The 18,869-nt window shown below is 73.3% G+C and carries 14 protein-coding genes; 3 read left to right on the forward strand and 11 right to left on the reverse strand.

Annotation, left to right across the window (positions count from 1 at the left end; genetic code table 11):
* Positions 1-135: 135 nt before the first annotated feature.
* The 7 genes from ACWGN5_RS31210 to ACWGN5_RS31240 all read right to left on the reverse strand — a co-directional run bounded on the left by ACWGN5_RS31210 (position 136) and on the right by ACWGN5_RS31240 (position 10,512).
* The gene (locus ACWGN5_RS31210) at positions 136-954 is read right to left on the reverse strand and encodes a S1 family serine peptidase (protein ID WP_453521383.1); all 819 of its coding nucleotides are present in this window, start codon (positions 952-954) and stop codon (positions 136-138) included.
* Between the two features lie 143 nt (positions 955-1,097).
* Entirely contained in the window at positions 1,098-2,645 is a 1,548-nt protein-coding gene (locus ACWGN5_RS31215) for an RNA polymerase sigma factor (protein ID WP_453521385.1), read from the reverse strand.
* A gap of 377 nt (positions 2,646-3,022) precedes the next feature.
* On the reverse strand, positions 3,023-3,910 hold the full coding sequence (locus ACWGN5_RS31220; RefSeq protein ID WP_453521388.1) for a FadR/GntR family transcriptional regulator: 888 nt from the start codon (positions 3,908-3,910) through the stop codon (positions 3,023-3,025).
* A gap of 160 nt (positions 3,911-4,070) precedes the next feature.
* Positions 4,071-5,858, reverse strand: coding sequence for an ATP-binding cassette domain-containing protein (locus tag ACWGN5_RS31225; RefSeq protein WP_453521391.1), 1,788 nt, complete (start codon positions 5,856-5,858; stop codon positions 4,071-4,073).
* Between the two features lie 122 nt (positions 5,859-5,980).
* Positions 5,981-6,751 (reverse strand): NUDIX hydrolase, encoded by a 771-nt coding sequence (locus tag ACWGN5_RS31230; RefSeq protein WP_453521393.1) that lies wholly within the window; start codon positions 6,749-6,751, stop codon positions 5,981-5,983.
* A 109-nt stretch (positions 6,752-6,860) separates the two neighbouring features.
* Entirely contained in the window at positions 6,861-8,933 is a 2,073-nt protein-coding gene (locus tag ACWGN5_RS31235) for a glycogen debranching N-terminal domain-containing protein (RefSeq protein ID WP_453521396.1), read from the reverse strand.
* Positions 8,934-9,048: 115 nt separating this feature from the next.
* The gene (locus ACWGN5_RS31240; RefSeq protein WP_453521398.1) at positions 9,049-10,512 is read right to left on the reverse strand and encodes a DUF4192 domain-containing protein; all 1,464 of its coding nucleotides are present in this window, start codon (positions 10,510-10,512) and stop codon (positions 9,049-9,051) included.
* Positions 10,513-10,654: 142 nt separating this feature from the next.
* On the opposite strand from ACWGN5_RS31240, the gene ACWGN5_RS31245 reads away from it, so the two are divergent.
* Both ACWGN5_RS31245 and ACWGN5_RS31250 read left to right on the forward strand, forming a co-directional pair.
* Positions 10,655-12,838 carry a RecQ family ATP-dependent DNA helicase gene (locus ACWGN5_RS31245; RefSeq protein ID WP_453521401.1) on the forward strand — a complete coding sequence of 728 codons (2,184 nt, stop codon included), beginning with the start codon at positions 10,655-10,657 and terminating at the stop codon, positions 12,836-12,838.
* A gap of 228 nt (positions 12,839-13,066) precedes the next feature.
* The gene (locus ACWGN5_RS31250; RefSeq protein WP_453521404.1) at positions 13,067-13,696 is read left to right on the forward strand and encodes a hypothetical protein; all 630 of its coding nucleotides are present in this window, start codon (positions 13,067-13,069) and stop codon (positions 13,694-13,696) included.
* Between the two features lie 84 nt (positions 13,697-13,780).
* Here ACWGN5_RS31250 and ACWGN5_RS31255 read toward each other — a convergent pair whose 3' ends face one another.
* The 3 genes from ACWGN5_RS31255 to ACWGN5_RS31265 form a co-directional block, all read right to left on the reverse strand.
* Entirely contained in the window at positions 13,781-14,419 is a 639-nt protein-coding gene (locus tag ACWGN5_RS31255) for a hypothetical protein (protein ID WP_453521407.1), read from the reverse strand.
* A 107-nt stretch (positions 14,420-14,526) separates the two neighbouring features.
* Positions 14,527-15,237 (reverse strand): ribonuclease HII, encoded by a 711-nt coding sequence (locus ACWGN5_RS31260; protein WP_453521408.1) that lies wholly within the window; start codon positions 15,235-15,237, stop codon positions 14,527-14,529.
* Between the two features lie 194 nt (positions 15,238-15,431).
* Positions 15,432-16,049: a TetR/AcrR family transcriptional regulator gene (locus tag ACWGN5_RS31265; RefSeq protein WP_453521410.1), complete on the reverse strand. Its 618-nt coding sequence runs from the start codon at positions 16,047-16,049 to the stop codon at positions 15,432-15,434.
* Positions 16,050-16,181: 132 nt separating this feature from the next.
* Here ACWGN5_RS31265 and ACWGN5_RS31270 point away from each other — a divergent pair, with 132 nt between their 5' ends.
* A complete protein-coding gene (locus tag ACWGN5_RS31270; RefSeq protein WP_453521412.1) occupies positions 16,182-17,735 on the forward strand; it encodes an MFS transporter in 1,554 nt (517 codons plus the stop codon).
* 221 nt (positions 17,736-17,956) lie between these two features.
* Here ACWGN5_RS31270 and ACWGN5_RS31275 read toward each other — a convergent pair whose 3' ends face one another.
* Complete coding sequence (locus ACWGN5_RS31275) at positions 17,957-18,865, reverse strand: ADP-ribosylglycohydrolase family protein (RefSeq protein ID WP_453521414.1); 909 nt, start codon at positions 18,863-18,865, stop codon at positions 17,957-17,959.
* Positions 18,866-18,869: the final 4 nt, after the last annotated feature.

Here is an 18,869-nt window from a genome sequence, read left to right on the forward strand (position 1 = left end):
TGCCGGCCCGCACGCAGGGCGAGGACCACGCCTGACGCGCCATCCACGACGAGCCCAGGGCCGGTCGCGCTGATCGGACGGCGGGCGGTCACCCCAGATTCCAGGGGGTGGCCGCCCGTTCTCGTATCCCTCGGCTCAGAAGCGTGCCGGCAGCACCTCCGAGACGCGTGTGTAGACGCCCGGGTTCTCGGCCTGCCCGCAGCCGCTGCCCCAGGACACCAGGCCGACCAGGAGCCCCTTGGCCACCAGCGGGCCGCCGCTGTCGCCCTGGCAGGCGTCCTTCCCGCCCTGCGGGTCGCCCGCGCACAGCATCGTCCCGCGCTGGTAGCGGACGCCGAAACCGCCCGGGTACGCCCGCTCGCACGCCGTGTCCGGCAGCACCTGGACGCGTGCCGTCCGGAGCGTCGAGGCGTAGGCCCCGTTGCCCGTCGTGTCGCCCCAGCCGTAGACGTCCGCCTCCGTCCCCGGCGCGTACGCCGCGTCTCCGGAGCGGGCGACACCGATCACGTACGACTGCGGCAGCGGGCTGACGAGCGTCAGTACGGCCAGGTCGCCCGAGTTCGTCGTCGGGTCGTAGTCGGGGTTGATCCAGGTGTCCGAGATCCGGACCTCCTGTCCCTCCTGTCCGCGGAGCGCCGCACGGCCCGCGATGACCACGAAGTCGCGCACCTCCCACGGCTCGCCGCCGAGCACCTCACGGCCGAGGCAGTGGGCCGCCGTGAGCACCTTGGTGGGGGCGACGGCCACACCTCCGCAGAACTGCCCCGCGCGCGTACCCCCGAACCGGTCACGGCTGGACAGCGCCACGACCCACGGCGCGTCCGTGATCTGGGCCGGCCGGCCACCCACCACGACGCTGTCGGCGGCCACGGGACCGGCGGTGGCGAGCTGTCCGGCCGCCGCGGTCATCAGGCCCAGAGCACCCGTCAATGCTCGGATGAGGGAACCACGCATGGAGCCTCCTGACTCTCGGGTGATGTCGGTTCACCCAGCGTCCAGCACCTGTCCCCGCCGTGCACCCGCGCAAAGCCGGAGGACCCGGCTCCCCCTCTCGGGGAACCGGGCCCTTCCGTGTGCTGCTGCGTCCCTCGTACGGATCAGTCGAGGTAGTCGCGCAGGACCTGCGAGCGCGACGGGTGACGGAGCTTCGACATCGTCTTCGACTCGATCTGACGGATCCGCTCTCGCGTCACGCCGTAGACCTTGCCGATCTCGTCGAGCGTCTTCGGCTGGCCGTCGGTGAGGCCGAAGCGCATGGAGACGACGCCCGCCTCACGCTCGGAGAGCGTGTCGAGAACGGAGTGCAGCTGCTCCTGGAGCAGGGTGAAGCTGACCGCGTCGGCCGGCACGACCGCCTCGGAGTCCTCGATGAGGTCGCCGAACTCGCTGTCGCCGTCCTCACCCAGCGGGGTGTGGAGGGAGATCGGCTCACGGCCGTACTTCTGGACCTCGATGACCTTCTCGGGGGTCATGTCGAGCTCCTTGGCCAGCTCCTCCGGGGTGGGCTCACGGCCCAGGTCCTGGAGCATCTGGCGCTGGACGCGCGCGAGCTTGTTGATGACCTCGACCATGTGCACCGGGATACGGATGGTGCGGGCCTGGTCGGCCATGGCGCGGGTGATCGCCTGACGGATCCACCAGGTGGCGTACGTGGAGAACTTGTAGCCCTTGGTGTAGTCGAACTTCTCGACGGCGCGGATCAGACCCAGGTTGCCCTCCTGGATCAGGTCCAGGAAGAGCATGCCGCGGCCGGTGTAGCGCTTGGCCAGCGAGACCACCAGACGGAGGTTGGCCTCCAGGAGGTGGTTCTTGGCCCGGCGGCCGTCCTCGGCGATGATCTCCAGCTCGCGCTTGAGCTTCGGGGCGAGCTTGTCGGAGTTCGCGAGCTTGTCCTCGGCGAACAGACCGGCCTCGATGCGCTTGGCGAGCTCGACCTCCTGCTCGGCGTTGAGCAGCGGGACCTTACCGATCTGCTTCAGGTAGTCCTTGACCGGGTCGGCGGTGGCACCGGCGACGGCGACCTGCTGCGCCGGAGCGTCGTCCTCGTCCTCGTCGGACAGGACGAAGCCCTTGCTCTCGCCCTCGGTCTCCTCGTCCTCACCCTTGCCGGGCGCGACGTCCTCGAGGAGCTCCTCGCCCTCGATGAGCTCGTCGGCGTCCTTCTTGGACGTGGTCTTCTTGGCCGCCGTCTTCTTGGCGACGGTCTTCTTGGCGACCGCCTTCTTGGCGACGGTCTTCTTCGCGGCCGCCTTCTTGGCGGGCGATCCGGCCTCGTCGGCCGGGTCGGTGCCCTCGGCCGCAGGGGCCGCGGAGGCCGAGACGGTGGTCTTCGTCACGGTCGTCCTGGCGGTGACGGTCTTGGTGGCGGTGCGCTTGGCCGGGCTCTTCGCTGCGACGCTCTTGCGGGCGCGCTTCGGCGACTCCGCTGCACTGACCATCAGCGTCACACCCTCTTCCTCGAGGATCTGATTGAGGCTGCGCAGAACATTCTTCCACTGGGTTGGCGGAATCTGGTCAGCTTCGAAGGCCCGACGCACGTCATCGCCGGCGATCTGCCCATCAGCCTTTCCCCGCTCGATGAGCGCCATCACAGACTCGGACTCGGCGATCTCCGGCGGGAGCGTACGGGATGTGCTGGCCGACACGAACAACCTCTCGGAACGATGGAAACGGCTTCCGGCCCCGCCCTGGATCGGGCTGGAGCCGACGACCGTCGACGGGGAATGTGCCGACGGCGCGGGCTGGACCGGGGAACTGCACAGCGCCTCCACGGGCTGCTGTATTCCTTCCTCGGCTGTCACCTCTTAGGTCATCGCACGGCTCGGAGGAGTGTTACGCCCAATCTTCGTGGCCCGAGTCACACCCCATGTGCGACGAAACGCCCAGAGCGGTCGATTACGGCACATTCGTGCCGCCGGAACCCGGGCGCCGCCCGGGGAGACCCTGTCGGGTCCCCGGGTGGTGCTCGGACCCGGCGGCACGCGGTGCGTGCGCCTCCGCGCTCCCGGCCACGGCCCGCGGGTCAGTGTTCGCGGGGGGCGGGAACGACGCGCTCCACCTCGGGGTGGACCGTGAGCAGCTGCCGCATCGCGTTCTCGGCGCCGTGGGCGTCCCCGGTGGCCAGTGCGTCCACGATCCGGGCGTGGTGCGCGAGGCAGGCCTCGCTCGGCCGGTCGCAGCCGGTGACGGGGCCGCCGGAGACCTGGAGCGCGGCGGCGACGATGCCGGAGAGGTGCTCCAGCATGCGGTTCCCGGCCAGCTGGATGAGGAGGGTGTGGAACTCCGTGTCGGCCCGCGAGAAGGTGATGCCGTCGCCCTGGGCGAAGGCGTGCCCCATGATCTCGACCATGTCGGCGAGGCGCTGCTGCACGTCCTCACGGCCGTGTCCCGCGGCGAGGCGGGCGGCCAGGGGCTCGATCGTCCACCGCAGCTCGTTCAGCTCGCGGCGCTGGTCGTCGCGCTGCGGGCCGAAGGCGCGCCACTCGATGATGTCGGGGTCGAGGAGGTTCCAGTCGCTGACCGGCCTGACCCGCGTACCGACGTTCGGGCGGGCGCTGACGAGCCCCTTCGCCTCCAGCACGCGCAGCGACTCGCGCACGACGGTGCGCGAGACCTCGAACCGCTGGCCGATCTCCTCGGGGACCAGCGGGCGGTCGGCCCCGAGGTCGCCGGAGACGATCATCTGGCCGAGCTGCTGGACGAGCTGGCCGTGCAGCCCGCGCCCCCGGTTCCCGGCGGACCGGCGGCCTACGCGACCCAGGTCGGTGTCCACCCCCTCCCAGGAGGGCGGGCCCACGCGGCCGGCGGCGGGCGCCTCCGTGTAGGGGTAGCGGTCGAGATCGCCCGGGGCGCCGAGGCCGGAGTCGACGGGGCGGGCGGCGGTCATCATGGTGTGCGCAAGGGTACTCACGCATCCTTTGTCGGCGTTGCTTCCGTGACCCTTGAGGTCTTTGGTGAAAAGCACACGAAAGGGTGATCGGCACCCCCTACACAATTGACGATTAATCGGACATATGCGGCAGATTTCAAGGCAGTTGACGGGGAAACGGAACCTTTCGGTCCACAAATGATCACCAACGGGCCTTACGGCGAAGGCCGGTGAACAGATAGGCGCAGAGCAGTCCCGTCAACGTCAGCGAGAGCGCCACTCCCGCGGGCTGACCGACCACCCTCAGCACCCCCGCCAGCCACCGGTCCAGGGCCGGGGACCACTGCGGACCGGCGAACTCGCGCAGCCGTGCGGGAAGTCCGGCCGCGGAGCGCACCGACGGCCCCGTCAGCACCTTCTGCAACAGCGGAACGAAGGCGACCGGTACCGCGAGCACCGCCGCCACTCCCGCCGCCGCGGCCCGGAACACTCCCGCGCCGAGCAGCCCGGCCCACGCGCAGCCGACCACCAGACCCAGCCAACTCGCCGCTAGAGTCGGCCAGTTCTTCGGCACGGGAACCAACTCGCCGCCGTAGACGAACCGCAGCACCTCCAGGTCGACCGCCACGACGAGCACCCCGAGCGCGAGGGCGACGACCGCCGCGACGGCGAGCTTCGCGAGCAGCAGACCCGGTCTGCGGGGCACGGCTCCGCGTCCGGAGGTGAGCGCGGGATAGCGGTACTCCTCGCCGAAGGAGAACGCGCCGATCAGCCCGGCGCCGACGGCCGCGGGCGGCAGCGGGGAGATCGCGGGCCAGCCGGCGAGGACGGCGGGCAGCTCGGCGCGGCCGCCACGCCCGAGGAGCAGGGCGAGCGTCACGGAGACCAGCAGGACGCCGGTCACGACGAGCGGGGTGGACGGCACGCCCAGGAGCCGGTGGAGCTCGTACCGCAGCGGTCGGAGCGGCGAGCGAACGGGCCTCCGCGCGGCACCTCGCCTGCCGCCCGGGGCCTCGCGCTCCGCTCCCCCGGACGCCGACCCGACGGCGCGGCTCCGGGGCGTCGCCGGCTCCTCGCCTTCATGGGTCCGCGCGGCACCGTGGTCACGACCGGCGCCGCCGTCGCCTCCTCTCTCCTCGGCCAGACGGTGGACCGGTACGCCGTGCCGGAAGGCGGTGTCGCCGACGGCCGCGCAGTCGCTGCCGTAGACGGACAGGCGGTTGCCGTCCTCGGCGACCACCTCGACGGCCCGGCGGGCGGCTCTGGCCTCCTGGGTCACGGCCGCGGCCAGGCGCGCGGCGTGCGGCGTGCGGACGACGACCCGGGGGCGCAGGCGGGTGCGGGCGAACTCGACGGCGTCCTGGTCCGCGACGAGCCGGCCGCCTTCGAGGGTGACGACCCGGTCGGCGTTGCGGGCGGCATCCTTGGGGTCCTCCGTGGTGTACAGCACGGTTCCGCCCTCGGCGGCGTGCGCCCGCAGCAGCTCGTACAGCCATCCGCTCTCGGGTACGGAGAGACCCGCGGCCGGTTCGTCGAGGAGCAGGGTGTGGGGGGCGCCCAACAGGGCCGAGGCGAGCCCGAGTCGGCGGTCGGCGCCGATCGGCAGGGTGCCGATCCGCCGGCGCTCCAGGCCGGTGAGGCCCACGGTCCGCACCAGCTCCTCGGCCCGGGCCGCGGGAACTCCCGTGGCGGCGCAGAGCATCCGGAGCTGGCCCCGGAGGGTGCGGGAGGGGTGTCCGGGGACGTCGCCGAGGAGTACGCCGACCTCGCGAGGGGGGTGGGCGACACGGTGCAGCGGCCGGCCGCGGAAGTAGGTGATCCCGCGGCCCGGCTCGAGTTCGAGCATGAGCCGGAGGGCGGTGGTCTTGCCGGATCCCCGGGGGCCGAGGAGAGCGGTCACGGCGCCCGGCCGTGCCTCGAAGGACAGATCGTCCACGGCGGGCGGGCGGTCGCGGCGGGGAGTACTGGTCAGTCCGATTGCCTGGAGCATCGCTTCTCTCGCGGTAGGTGACACCGCTCCGCGGCAGGGCGGCGCTACCGCAGCAAGATAACGCTACATTTCGGACTTTCGGCGCATGGTTGGCGTCCAGGGGTGCCGGATGCGCACGCTTCTCAGACCTCGGGGCGCAGCATCGGCGGGTTGAGAAGAGTGGCCCCACCTGCCCGGAAGAGCTGTGCGGGGCGCCCTCCCTGACGGGTCGTGGTGCCCCCGGCCGGGACGAGGAATCCGGGCGTGCCGGTCACCTTGCGGTGGAAGTTGCGCGGATCGAGGGAGACGCCCCAGACCGCCTCGTACACGCGTCGCAGCTCGCCGACCGTGAACTCCGGCGGGCAGAAGGCCGTGGCCAGGGAGGAGTACTCGATCTTGGAGCGGGCGCGCTCCACCCCGTCCGCGAGGATCCGGGCGTGGTCGAAGGCGAGCGCCCCCGGCCCTCCGTCCTCGGCCACGGCGGCCACGTCCTCACCGAGGAGCTCCTCGACCGGGGCCCAGCGGGCGCTGTTCGCGTCGCCGCCGGCGCGCGGCGCGGGAAGGTCCGGCGCCAGCGCGAGGTGCGCGACGCTCACCACCCGCATGCGCGGGTCCCGGTCCGGCGCCCCGTACGTCGCCAGCTGCTCCAGGTGCGCGCCGTTGCTCGGCACGGGCGGCGGGGCGGCCGGATCGTGGGCGCAGAGGCCGGTCTCCTCGACCAGCTCGCGCGCCGCCGCGGCGCCCAGGTCCTCCTCCGCCTGTACGAAGCCGCCGGGCAGCGCCCAACGCCCCTGGTACGGCGACTCTCCTCGCCGTACGACGAGGGTGCACAGTGCGTGGCGCCGCACGGTGAGCACGACCAGGTCGACGGTCACGGCGAAGGGAGGAAAGGCCGACGGGTCGTAGGGAGGCATGCCGCGATCATAGTCGTCTTCCTGACGATAAACACGCCCCGCGGAAGCATCGGCCACCACTTCCTCGCCGCGTCGTGAGGCTTCCCTCGTCTCCGTGCCCGGCATCCCGTCACACCCCCAGTTGAAGGCCCTCTGCGGCCTCCTCGACCATACCGAGACCCAGCCTTCCGACCCGCACGGCGAAGGGTTCGCCGGCGACCAGGAGCCCCGACAGGCGGATCGCGCCGAGCGGGGCCGAGGCCAGCGGGTGCACCGAGACGGAGCCTCCCGGCACGTCGGGCCGGACGCCCGCGAGCGCGAGCAGCGCGTGGACGGCTCCGGCGGCCGCGACGGCCGCCGGCCGGCATGCCGCCGGGTGCGGCACCGGGCGGCCGCCGGTCGTCCGCTGTTCTCCGGCGTACATCTCGGGGAGCCGGTGGGTGAAGGCCTCCGCCGCGTCCAGCAGCCCCCGCAGCAGGGAGGCCGCCTCCTTCTCGTGACCGGCGGCGGCGAGACCCGCCACCGCGACCGCCGTCTCATGCACCCGAACCGCTCCGGCGCGGTGCCCGAAGGGGTTGTGACCCGGCTCCTTCGTCCCGAGACTGCGCAGCCCCCAGCCGGAGTCGAGCGCCGGGGTGCCGAGCAGTCTGGCCAGCTGTTCGGTCTGCCTCCCGTCCAGGAGGCCGGGCGCGTGCCGGCCGCCGCCCAGCAGCCCGGTGTCGAGCAGGTGCGCGGCCCAGCCGCCCAGCTGGGACCAGGTCCGGCCCTCCGGTGCGCGGGCGACGGCCGGGCGGCCGCCCGCCGGGTCGTCGAGCCAGAATTCCCGCCGGAACCGCTCGCGCAGGGTCCTGGCAACTTCGCGCAGGGCATCTCCCCCGGGCCGCCCGCAGTCGTCGAGGAGGTCGGCACCGAGCAGGGCGGCGCGGTGGGCGTGCGCCTGGGTCTCGGCCCGCCAGGGCCCGGCGGGCCCCGGGTCCGGCACGAAGCCGTTCCGGCCGGTCGTATGACCGAGCCAGTCGAGGCAGCGCTCCGCCACGGGAAGCAGCTCGTCCAGGTCCGCGGACGGGAGCCCCCAGCGGCGGGCCTCGGCGAGCACGGCGGGGAAGGCGAGGGTCGCCTCGATACCCGTGCAGCGGGGCGGAAGGTGCGGGCCCCCGTCCCTGAGGGGTCCTTGGAGGCGGCCGGACTCCGCTCCGCCGCCGGGCAGTTGGGTGCGTCCGAGGGCGCGCAGGGTGGTGGCGGCGAGCCGGGTCCCGAGGGGCAGGGCCATACGGGCCGCCCAGAGCGCCTCGGAGGTGACGGGACCGCACCGCCAGGGGACGCCGGCCGCGACGTACACGTCCGCGGCGTTGGCCGGGGCGCGCTGGAGCAGGGCCCGCAGGTCCTCGACGGAGGTACGGAGCAGTTCTCCCGGCCGCGGGTCGTCGCCCTCGGCGCGGGCCTCGGCGAGGAGATGACCGCCCGGCCGTCCCGAGCCGGCGCCCGTGGAGGCGGTGGGCCGGGCGGGCGAAGACCCTCGCACGCGCAGCCGGAGGGTGAAGGCCGCTCCCGGTGCCAGCTCGGCTTCCCAGCGCAGTACTCCCGCCGCCGCCAGGGAGTCCATGGGCGGCGGGTCCGCCGTGACGGCGACGGATCGGCCGTCGGTGCCGGTCCATCGCAGTCCGGTGCCGTGGACGGTCGCGGCGATGTCGGGGCCGCTCCGGCCGGACGCCACCGCGCCCAGGTCCGCGAGATCCGTCCCCAGAGCGACTTCCACGGGAAGCCGCAGGGGCCGTGCCGCGGCGCTGCGCAGGGTGATGCGTTCGGTGCCGTCGGCGCTGCGGCTGCGTTCGACGGTGAGGGTGGGGTCGGGGCCCGCGTCCCCGGGGACGCGGAGGAACCCGAGGAACACCGCCCGGTCGGCGGCCGCCATGCGGCCCTGGAGCGCGACGGGTTCGCGTCCCGCAACCCGCAGGACGCAGCGGGACAGGAGCCGCCGCCCCGCCTCGTACACCCCCTCGGGTCCTTCCCCGGTGAGCTGGCCGTGCTCGGCGCAGACGGCGAGGGCGGGCAGGGCCACGCAGACGAGCGCGCCGTGCACCGAGGGGAGTTCCGCGGGCCGCGTCGCGCGCGGGAAGGCGATGCCGGCACCGGACGTGTGTCCGGCGGCGGGTCCGGGCGGCGGGGTGGTGGGGCGGCCGGGGGCCGGGACGGGGGGAGCCATGGCGGGTACGGGGTGCTCTCTGTGCGAACCGGGCGGCCGGCGGGGTGTCGGCGGGACGGTTCGTGCGACTCCGCCAGAGAGCTGAACGCGCTCGCGGGCGGCCGGGTCACGGTCGTCATCGGCCACTCCTGGAGCCGCGCTGCCCGCCGGGCCGCGGAGTCCCGCTCGCGGGCCTCCCGGTGGCGGGTCCGCCGGGGCGGACACCGGCCCTCGTCCGGCGCTCGCTCCCACCGGTCTGACGCCCCGGCTTCCTGAGGCTCAGCGGGGTGCCCGGCCGGCGGCCGGCCCGCATCCGGACCCGCCGGGAGGGCGACGCGGCCTCCTGTTCCGAGGCGGCCCGGGTATCCCGCTCGCTCCTCAGACAAGACCGGAGCGACTCGGGGTCGAGGCCTTCGTTGCACGCCTGGTGCAGCAGCCGGGCGAAGACGTACTCCGGGTCGGCATCGAGGGCGAGTCCGAGGGCGACCCGGGCGCTCGGCTCGTCGCCCGTGGACCAGGCCGTCCAGCCCGCGAGGGTGAGGGGCGCGGCGGCATGCTCCTGGTAGGGCGTGACGCAGCGCCGGGCGAGGAGGCGCCAGAGCCTCAGGGCGGCGGTCCCCTCCCAGCCCTCCATCCACTCGGCGGCGCGGTCCCGGGTGACCCGGTCCTGCAGGCCGAGGACGAGGGCGGCCGCCTCGTCGGCGGTGATCAGCGCGTCGTCCGCCGCGTCGTCCGCGGCCGTGCCACCGGGGGACCGTCCGGGAGCGACCTGCCGCACCGGGGTCGCCGTGCCCAGCGCCCCCACGGCGCCGACCTGGCCCCTCGCCCCCTCCGGGCCCCCGGGGTTCTCCGGCTTCTTCGGGTTCACGAACCGGCGGAGGACCTCGCGGGCGAGACGCAGCGTCGCTTCGCGCACCTCCTCCCGTCCCCGCGCCTCGGCTCCTTCGAGGATCCGGGGAACGATCGAGGCCGCGGCCCGGTCGAGAGCGGCCCGCTGCTCCTCGTCCGCGGGACCGCCGCGCGGCTTCAGCCGGGCCTCCATGTCCCGCAGGGAGCCCCTCACCTGCACTCCGGCGTAGGCGGCGGCCGCCGCCATCACCGAGGTGCCGCTGAGCGCGAGCGGGGTGCCGTCGGGCGGGCAGCAGCGCTGGTCGGGACAGCAGTACGAGAAGTAGAGCCCGTCGGAGATGCACAGGGCCTCGTAGACGGGGATGTCGAGGGCCCCGCAGGCGGTCCGCAGCCGCTGCGCGAAGGGCCGCAGCCGCTCCATGACCCTGCGGCCCGTCTCGCCGGCTGCGGGGTCCTGGCACAGGAAGACGACGATGCCGTCCGGCCGGGCGCCGGACCGGGCGCCTCCCTCGACGAGGCACTCGGCGAGGTGGTCCGCGGTGGACGCCCACTCCCGGGGCGAGCGCGGGATTCCGAGCCTGACCCGGCCCCCGAAGCGGCCGTGCTCGCCGTGCAGGGCGACCAGGACGACGGAGTCGGTGGGATGGAAGCCCAGCACGAACGGCAGGGCGTCGGCCAGCTCCGCCGGGCCGCGCAGGGTGATTCGCTGGGTACGGGAGAGTCCACTGGATTCGTGGTGGTTCGCGTTCATGGTCAGGACGGTCTCGCGATCTTCCGAAATCCGAAACCCCTGTGGATAACTCCTGGAACGAGGCATCCGTCCATCGCCGAGTTGTCCACAGGTTCGCTCTCTCATTCGCGCGATGTCCGAGGCATCGGGTTGCATGGAGGGCATGACCCAAGCAGCTCCGCTGGAAGACCGCGCCGCCCTCCGAGCCGCCGCCGATGCCGTGCTCGCCCGTCTCGTCTCCGACCCGACCGGCAGGGCCAGACTGCGCGAGGACCAGTGGCGGGCCATCGAGGCCCTGGTCGCCGACCGGCGCCGGGCCCTGGTGGTGCAGCGGACCGGCTGGGGCAAGTCGGCCGTCTACTTCGTGGCGACCTCGCTGCTCCGTGAGCGCGGCAGCGGCCCGACCGTGATCGTCTCCCCGCTACTGGCGCTCATGCGCAACCAGGTGGAGGCCGCGGCCCGGGCGGGCATCCGCGCCCGGACGATCAACTCGTCGAACACCGAGGAGTGGGAGACGGTCCAGGAGGAAGTCGCCTCCGGCGAGGTGGACGTGCTCCTGGTGAGCCCGGAGCGGCTCAACAATCCCGACTTCCGCGATCAGGTGCTCCCCCGGCTCGCCGCCGCCACCGGGCTGCTGGTGGTCGACGAGGCGCACTGCATCTCGGACTGGGGCCACGACTTCCGGCCCGACTACCGCCGGCTGCGGACGATGCTGGCCGACCTGCCCTCCGGCGTCCCGGTGCTGGCCACCACGGCGACGGCGAACGCCCGGGTGACGGCGGACGTGGCCGAGCAGCTCGGCACGGGCGCGGGCACGGACGCCCTCGTCCTGCGCGGGCCGCTCGACCGGGAGAGCCTGAGTCTGGGCGTGGTCAGACTGCCGGACGCGGCACACCGGCTGGCCTGGCTCGCCGACCATCTCGGCGAGCTGCCCGGCTCCGGCATCATCTACACGCTGACGGTCGCCGCGGCCGACGAGGTCACCGCCTACCTGCGCCAGTGCGGGCACACCGTGTCCTCCTACACCGGCCGGACGGAGAACGCCGACCGGCAGCAGGCCGAGGACGATCTGCAGGCCAACCGGGTCAAGGCGCTCGTGGCGACCTCGGCCCTCGGCATGGGCTTCGACAAGCCGGACCTGGGTTTCGTGGTGCATCTCGGGTCGCCGTCCTCCCCCATCGCCTACTACCAGCAGGTGGGCCGGGCCGGGCGAGGCGTGGAGCACGCGGAGGTGCTGCTGCTGCCCGGTCAGGAGGACGAGGCGATCTGGCGCTACTTCGCCTCGGTGGCCTTTCCGCCCGAGGAGCAGGTGCGCCGCACGCTCGACGTGCTGGCCCAGGCCGGCCGGCCCCTGTCCCTGCCCGCCCTCGAGCCGCTGGTCGAGCTCCGCAGGACCCGGCTGGAGACCATGCTCAAGGTCCTGGACGTGGACGGCGCGGTGCACCGGGTGAAGGGCGGCTGGGAGAGCACCGGCCGGCCCTGGGTGTACGACACCGAGCGGTACGCCTGGGTGGCGCGGCAGCGGGCCGCCGAGCAGCAGGCGATGCGCGACTACGCGGCGGCCACCGGATGCCGGATGGAGTTCCTGCGGCGTCAGTTGGACGACGAGGAGGCCGCCCCGTGCGGCCGCTGCGACAACTGCGCGGGGAGCAGGTTCGACCCGAAGGTGTCCGAGACGGCGCTGGACGCGGCCAAGGGCGAGCTGGGGCGGCCCGGCGTGGAGGTCGAGCCCAGGAAGATGTGGCCCACCGGGCTCGCCGCGGTCGGGGTCGACCTGAAGGGCCGTATTCCGCCCGGGGAGCAGTCGTTCGGCGGCCGGGCCCTGGGGCGGCTCTCGGACATCGGCTGGGGCAACCGGCTGCGTCCGCTGCTGGCCGACGGCACGCCGGACGGGCCGGTTCCGGACGATGTCGTGCAGGCGGTGGTGCACGTGCTGGCGGACTGGGCGAAGGGGCAGGGCGGTTGGGCTTCCGGGGCGCCGGACGCGCCGGCCCGGCCCGCCGGTGTGGTCACGGTCGCCTCCCACCGCAAGCCGCGTCTGGTGGGCTCGCTCGGGCAGCGGATCGCCGAGATCGGCAGGATGCCCTTCCTCGGCGTGGTGGAGTACGCGCCGGAGGCGGAGGAGCTCCGGCTCTCGCGGACCAACAGTGCCCAGCGGGTCGTCGGCCTGCAGCGGACCCTGACGGTCCCTCCGGAACTGGCGGAGCGGCTGGCGGGCGCGGGAGGGCCGGTTCTCCTGGTGGACGACTTCTCCGACACCGGCTGGACGTTGGCGGTGGCGGCGCGGCTGCTGCGACGGGCCGGAGCGGAAGGGGTGTTTCCGCTGGTGCTCGCCGTCCAGGGGTGAAACAGGAGGGGAAACGGGGAGTGAACAATGGGCGACTGGGCAGGGATATGAGTGGCATACCGACTCAATCCCGTCAGCGGCCTCAATTGCTCGTTGCCGCTCGCGCACGGGCCCGCAAGAATTGGGAAACCGCCTCGCACGGCCCGTCAGCGGTCCGGAAGGACTGTGCCGTGGTGCGCCCTCACCCGACCTTGCCCGCCCAGCGGGCGCGTATCCGAAGGGAGGACCGTGACCCTCGGATTCGCTCCGCCCACAGCCGCCTCGCTCAGATCGTCGTCCCAGTCCGCCAGCCGCCTCGCTCGGATGCTCGAGCCCTCCGAGTGGGCCGCGGCGGGGATTCCCCTGCTGCGCAACCCTCGTGAGGTCGTCAGCGGCCTTCACTCCCGGCACGCGCCCACGCCCTCGACGGCCGTCATCGCCGTCCTGGACCACGAGGAACGGCTCGCCGCCAGCGCCTCGTTCGTCCGCCGCCCCGTCGCGGCGGACGGCTGGGAGTTCCGCAACGCGCTCCTCGCGCATCTGCGGCGGGTCATTCCCCATGACCTCCGCAGACGCGCGCCCGTGCGGACCGCGGTCCTGCTGTACTGCCGCGACGGCGACGAGCGCTGGACGGAGGAGGACGGAGCCTGGATGTGGGGGCTCCGGGACGCCTGCACCCTGCACGGGCTCCGCTGCGGCGCGTACATCACGCTGACCGGAGGAGGCTGGCAGGTGCTCGGCGAGGGCCGGGGAGGCCGGCGGCCGAGCTCCGACTCGCTGCCCCTGCCGTTGGGTGACGGACCGGCCGAACTCGGCCTGCTCACACCGAGAACCGCGAGCGGCGCGACCGAACCCCTGCGCCGCGCGGCCGCCCGCTGATCACGCGGACCGCGACGGGCCGCCGTACGCAGATCGCACCGGGCCCCCGCCGGGCCCGGTGGGGTCCGGCGGAGGGGTGGTCGGTCAGACGCCGGCGCCGGCTCCGAGGAGCGCCGTGATGCGCTGCGGGTCACCGCAGACGACGAGCAGCGCGCCCGCGCGGGTCATCGCCGTCGGAAGGGCCCGGGCGGCCGTCTCCTCGTCTCCGCCGTTGACGGCGACGATCACCACGGGGCGGGCGGCGGCCCGCTCCACGGCGGCGGCGTCAGCGAAGAACACGTCGTCTGCGCTGTCCTGTTGGGCCCAGTAGGCGGCCTCGCCGAAGGACAGCTCGTGGGCTGCCCAGGGGTGCGGGTCGCCGGTGGTGAGCACCAGGATCTCGCCGGGCGCCCGCCCGCTCTCCAGGAGCAGGTCGACGGCTTCTTCGGCGGCGTCGAGCGCACCGTCGACCGGAGCCGGGATCAGCTGGAGCTGCGGGCCGGTCGGCCGGTCGGAACGATTCTCCTGGCGCTGGGCCGGAGACTGCCCGGCACCGGGGTTGGGGTGCGGCGCCGGTGCCGCGGGCCTGGCCGGGCCGGGACCGGGGCGTCCGGGACACGGAGAGGCCGCGGAACGCGGGCCGGGTACGGGACGGGGGGTCGACGCGGGGCGGCCGGCGGCCGCGGTGGCGCGGGGACCCTGGGCGCTCTCGTGAATCTGAGGCTCCTCGGGGATGAGAGGCATGAATGGATGTCTATCAAACGCCGCTGCGTGGAGCACCGGCGGGTGGGCACACATGTGCACCCCGGCCGCGTGAACGGCCCTCGGACAGGGCCCCCGTGACCGGAAGTTCAGAAGTCGAAGCCGAGTTGGCCCCCGCTTTCCAGCGCGGCCGCCTCGGCGGAGAGGCGGACCTTTTTGAGGTGGCGCCACTGGGGCAGCGCGTCCAGGTACGACCAGGAGAGTCGGTGGTACGGGGTGGGCCCCAGCTCTGCGAGCGCCGCCTTGTGGACCGGCGAAGGGTAGCCCGCGTTGGCGGCGAAGGCGTATGCCGCGTACGGACCGCCCTCGGCCTCCAGCTCCGCCATGAGGGCGTCGCGCCGAACCTTCGCGATGACGGAGGCCGCCGCGACGGCGATGCAGGACTGGTCGCCCTTGATCACCGTACGGACCCGCCAGGGGCTGCCGAGGTAGTCGTGCTTGCCGTCCAGGATCACCGCGTCGGGCCGCACGGGAAGGCCTTCGAGGGCCCGGACGGCCGCGAGCCGCAGGGCCGCGGTCATCCCGAGTTCGTCGATCTCCAGCGGAGAGGCGTCGCCGAGCGCGTAGGCGGTGACCCAGCCCTCGAGCTCCGCGGCCAGCGCGTTCCGGCGCTTGGGGGTGAGCAGCTTCGAGTCGGTGAGCCCCTCGGGGGGACGGCGAAGGCCGGTGACGGCCGCGCACACCGTGACGGGGCCGGCCCACGCCCCGCGTCCGACCTCGTCGACCCCGGCGACGATCTTGGCGCCGGTGGTGGCTCGGAGCGACCGCTCGACGGTGTGGGTGGGAGGTTCGTACGGCATGGCGCCAGACAGGTTACGCCGCCTGATGCCACCCGCGATACCCGGATTCGCCACAGACGCCCGGAGGCTCGTCCCAGCCGGCCCGGATCCCGGCCCGACAGCCGGCCGCCCGCCCGACCCGAAAGGCCCACGAGCCACCCCCGAACAGCCCCTGATCCGCCCCGGACCGACCCCCCGATCCGCGCCCGACCCGCTCAGGCACGCAGCAGCGGCACCATGATCCGGTCGATGACATCGGCGATCTCACTGTCCGGCCATTCGCTTCCGCACACCTTGGACCGGTACATCATCATGGCGGGGATGACATCGAGGACGAGATCGTCGATCGCGTCGGCGCGCACCTCTCCGCGTGCGATTCCGCGCTGCAGCACGTCCCGGAAGAGACGCTTGGACGGTTCGATCACACCCGACTCGATCAGCCCGTGGAAGCGCTCGGCGGACTCGGCATCGCATTCGTGAAGCACGGAACGCAGGGCGAAGCCGGGTTTGGAGTACATGACGTCGCGGACCTGGCGGCACAGCTCGTACAGATCCTCACGCACGAGGCCGGTGTCCGGAGCCTCGTCGAGCTTCGGCAGTCCGGCCTGGAGGGCGTCCGCGACGAGGTCTTCCTTCGACGGCCACCGGCGGTACACCGCGGCTTTGCCCGTCTGCGCGCCGACCGCGACACCCTCCATCGTGAGGCCGCTCCAGCCGACACTGCCCAGCTGGTCGAGCGTGGCCTCCAGGATCGCCCGCTCGAGCACGGGGCCGCGGCGTCGCAGCGCCACCCCTTCCGGCCGGGCGGCGGCCGTGGAGCGCGAAGTAACCATCAGGATCTCTCCGTTGACGCGATTCGATTCGTCGGCAGTGCTCAGTGAACGGTTGCGTTCACTGAGGGGGACTCACTACCGTGGTGAACAGTGAACGGGTGCGTTCACTAATTTTCCGTGGGGGGATCCATAGTGACAACTTCTCCGGTGGACACACAGACCAAGGACGAGCCAGCTCGCGCCGCAGGTCGGCCGGGCATCGCCTTGACCGTCATCGCCGCCTGCCAGCTGATGGTCGTCCTCGACGCCACCATCGTGAACATCGCGCTGCCGCACATCCAGGACGCGCTCTCCTTCTCGACCACCGACCTGTCGTGGGTGCTCAGCGCCTACACGCTCACCTTCGGCGGTCTGCTGCTCCTCGGCGGACGCGCCGGCGACATCCTCGGCCGCCGCCGGGTGTTCATGGCCGGAATCCTGCTCTTCACCTTCGCCTCCCTGCTCGGCGGCTTCGCCCAGGAGCCCTGGCAGCTGCTCGCGGCGCGAGCCCTGCAGGGCGTCGGCGGCGCGATAGCCTCGCCCACCTCGCTCGCGCTGATCACCACGACGTTCCCCGAAGGACCGGAGCGCAACCGGGCGTTCGGCGTGTTCGCCGCGGTCTCCGCCGGTGGCGGCGCGATCGGCCTGCTCGCCGGCGGAGCGCTCACCGAGTGGCTCGACTGGCGCTGGGTCTTCTTCGTCAACGTGCCGATCGGCCTGCTGATCGCCTTCCTCACCCCGCGCTACATCAGCGAGTCCGAGCGCCACCCGGGCCGCTTCGACATCGCGGGCGCGGCGACGTCGACGCTGGGCATGGCGGCGCTGGTCTACGGCTTCATCCGGGCGTCCGAGAAGGGCTGGAAGGACGGCCTGACCATCGGCTCCTTCGCCGCCGCGGTGGTCCTCCTCGTGGCCTTCGCCGTGGTGGAGTCGCAGGCCAAGGAGCCGATCACCCCGCTGCGCATGTTCGCGGACCGCAACCGCTCGGGCACGTACGTCATCATGCTCAGCCTCTCGGCCGCCATGTTCGGCATGTTCTTCTTCATCGTGCTGTGGGTGCAGAACGTCCTGGACTACAGCCCGGTCAAGGCCGGACTCGCCTTCCTCCCGGTGACCCTGGCGATCGGCGTCGGCGCGGGACTCGCCCAGCGACTGCTCCCGGTCCTCGGCCCCAAGCCGTTCATGGTGACCGGAGCGACGCTCACCGGCGTCGGCCTCTTCTGGCTGACCTTCATCTCGTCGGACAGCAGTTACGTCGTCGGGGTGCTCGGCCCGATGATCGTGTTCGGCTTCGGCATGGGCCTCAACTTCGTGACGCTCACGCTCACGGCCGTCTCCGGGGTCGCCCAGCACGAGGCGGGCGCCGCCTCGGGTCTGCTCAACGCGACCCAGCAGGTCGGAGGCTCGCTCGGGCTCTCCATCCTGGTCACCGTCTTCGGCACGGCGAGCCGCGAGGAGAGCGACAAGCAGCTGCCGGACTTCCTCGCGCACTCGACGGCCAAGGAGCAGGCCGAGGCCCTGCAGACGAAGGAGCTGCCCGCGCCCTGGGGCCACGAGGTGCTGACCTCCGGCATCTCCTCGGCCTTCACGGCCGCCGTCGGCATGGTGCTGATCGCCCTGGTCACGGCCGTCCTGGTGATCCGGGTCCGCAAGAGCGACCTGGAGGCACTGAGCGGCCGCGCCGAGGCCGCGGGCCCGGTGGCCTGAGCACGCGCGCGTACCTCAGCCTGAGCACGCGCACGCGTACGTCAGCCCTGCGCACGCGCACGCGTTCCTGAGGCCCGAGCACGCGCCACGCGCACCAGCGATCTCAGCACGCACGCGCGTACCTGAGGCCCGAGCACGTACACGCACACGCACACGCACACGCGTACCCGATAGCGCCGCTGTCCCCCGCCCCCCGTCGGGGCGGGGGACAGCGCGCTCTCTCAGGCCGTTCCGTCCGGGACCCATCCCGGAAGGTCCTCGGTCTGCCGCAGCCACTCCTCCGGCGGCGCTCCGGCCGCCGCGGCGGCGACCACTCCCCCGGCGATGGCGCAGGTCGTGTCGACGTCTCCGCCGACCTGCGCGGTCGTCCAGAACACCCGCTCGAAGTCACCCAGCCCGCGCGCGGCGGACCAGAGCGCGAAGGGGACCGTGTCGTGGGCGCTGGTCCGCCGTCCGCTGCCGAGCACCGCGGCGACCGTGCTGGCGTCGCCGTAGTCGAGCATGTCGCGGGCCCTGCGCAGGCCCGCCCCGACCGCGCTGCGCGGCACGAGGGCGATGACACCGTCGAGCAGCGCCTCGGGCGTGGGCGGCCCGGCCGGGTCGGCGGCGAGCGCGGCCGCGGCGGCGACGGCCATGGCCCCGACCACGGCCTCCCGGTGCTGGTGGGTGGTGTACGCGGAGATCTCGGCCTGGTGGGTCGCCTGCTCGGGGTCGTCGGCGTACCAGGCGCCCAGCGGGGCGATCCGCATCGCGGCTCCGTTGCCCCAGGATCCCTGCCCGTTGAAGAGCGCGGCGGCCAGTTCCCGCCAGTCGCCGCCCTCCCGGATGAGCCGGAGCATCCGGTTGACCGCCGGGCCGTAGCCCCGGTCGAAGTCGTGGTGCTCGGCGAAGGACAGGGCCAGGGCGTCCTGGTCGATCCGGTGGTGGCGGGCGAGGACGGCCAGGACGGAGCAGGCCATCTCGGTGTCGTCGGTCCACTGCCAGGGGCCGGCGGGCAGCTCGCGCCGCTTCAGCAGGGGGTAGTGGGCGGGTACGAAGAACTGGGAGCCCAGGGCGTCTCCCACGGACAGCCCGCGCAGGCTGGCCAGGGCGCGGTCGAAGCGCCGGTCGGGTGAGGAGTCAGCGGTCATCGGT

This window comes from Streptomyces sp. NPDC055815, assembly GCF_053616475.1.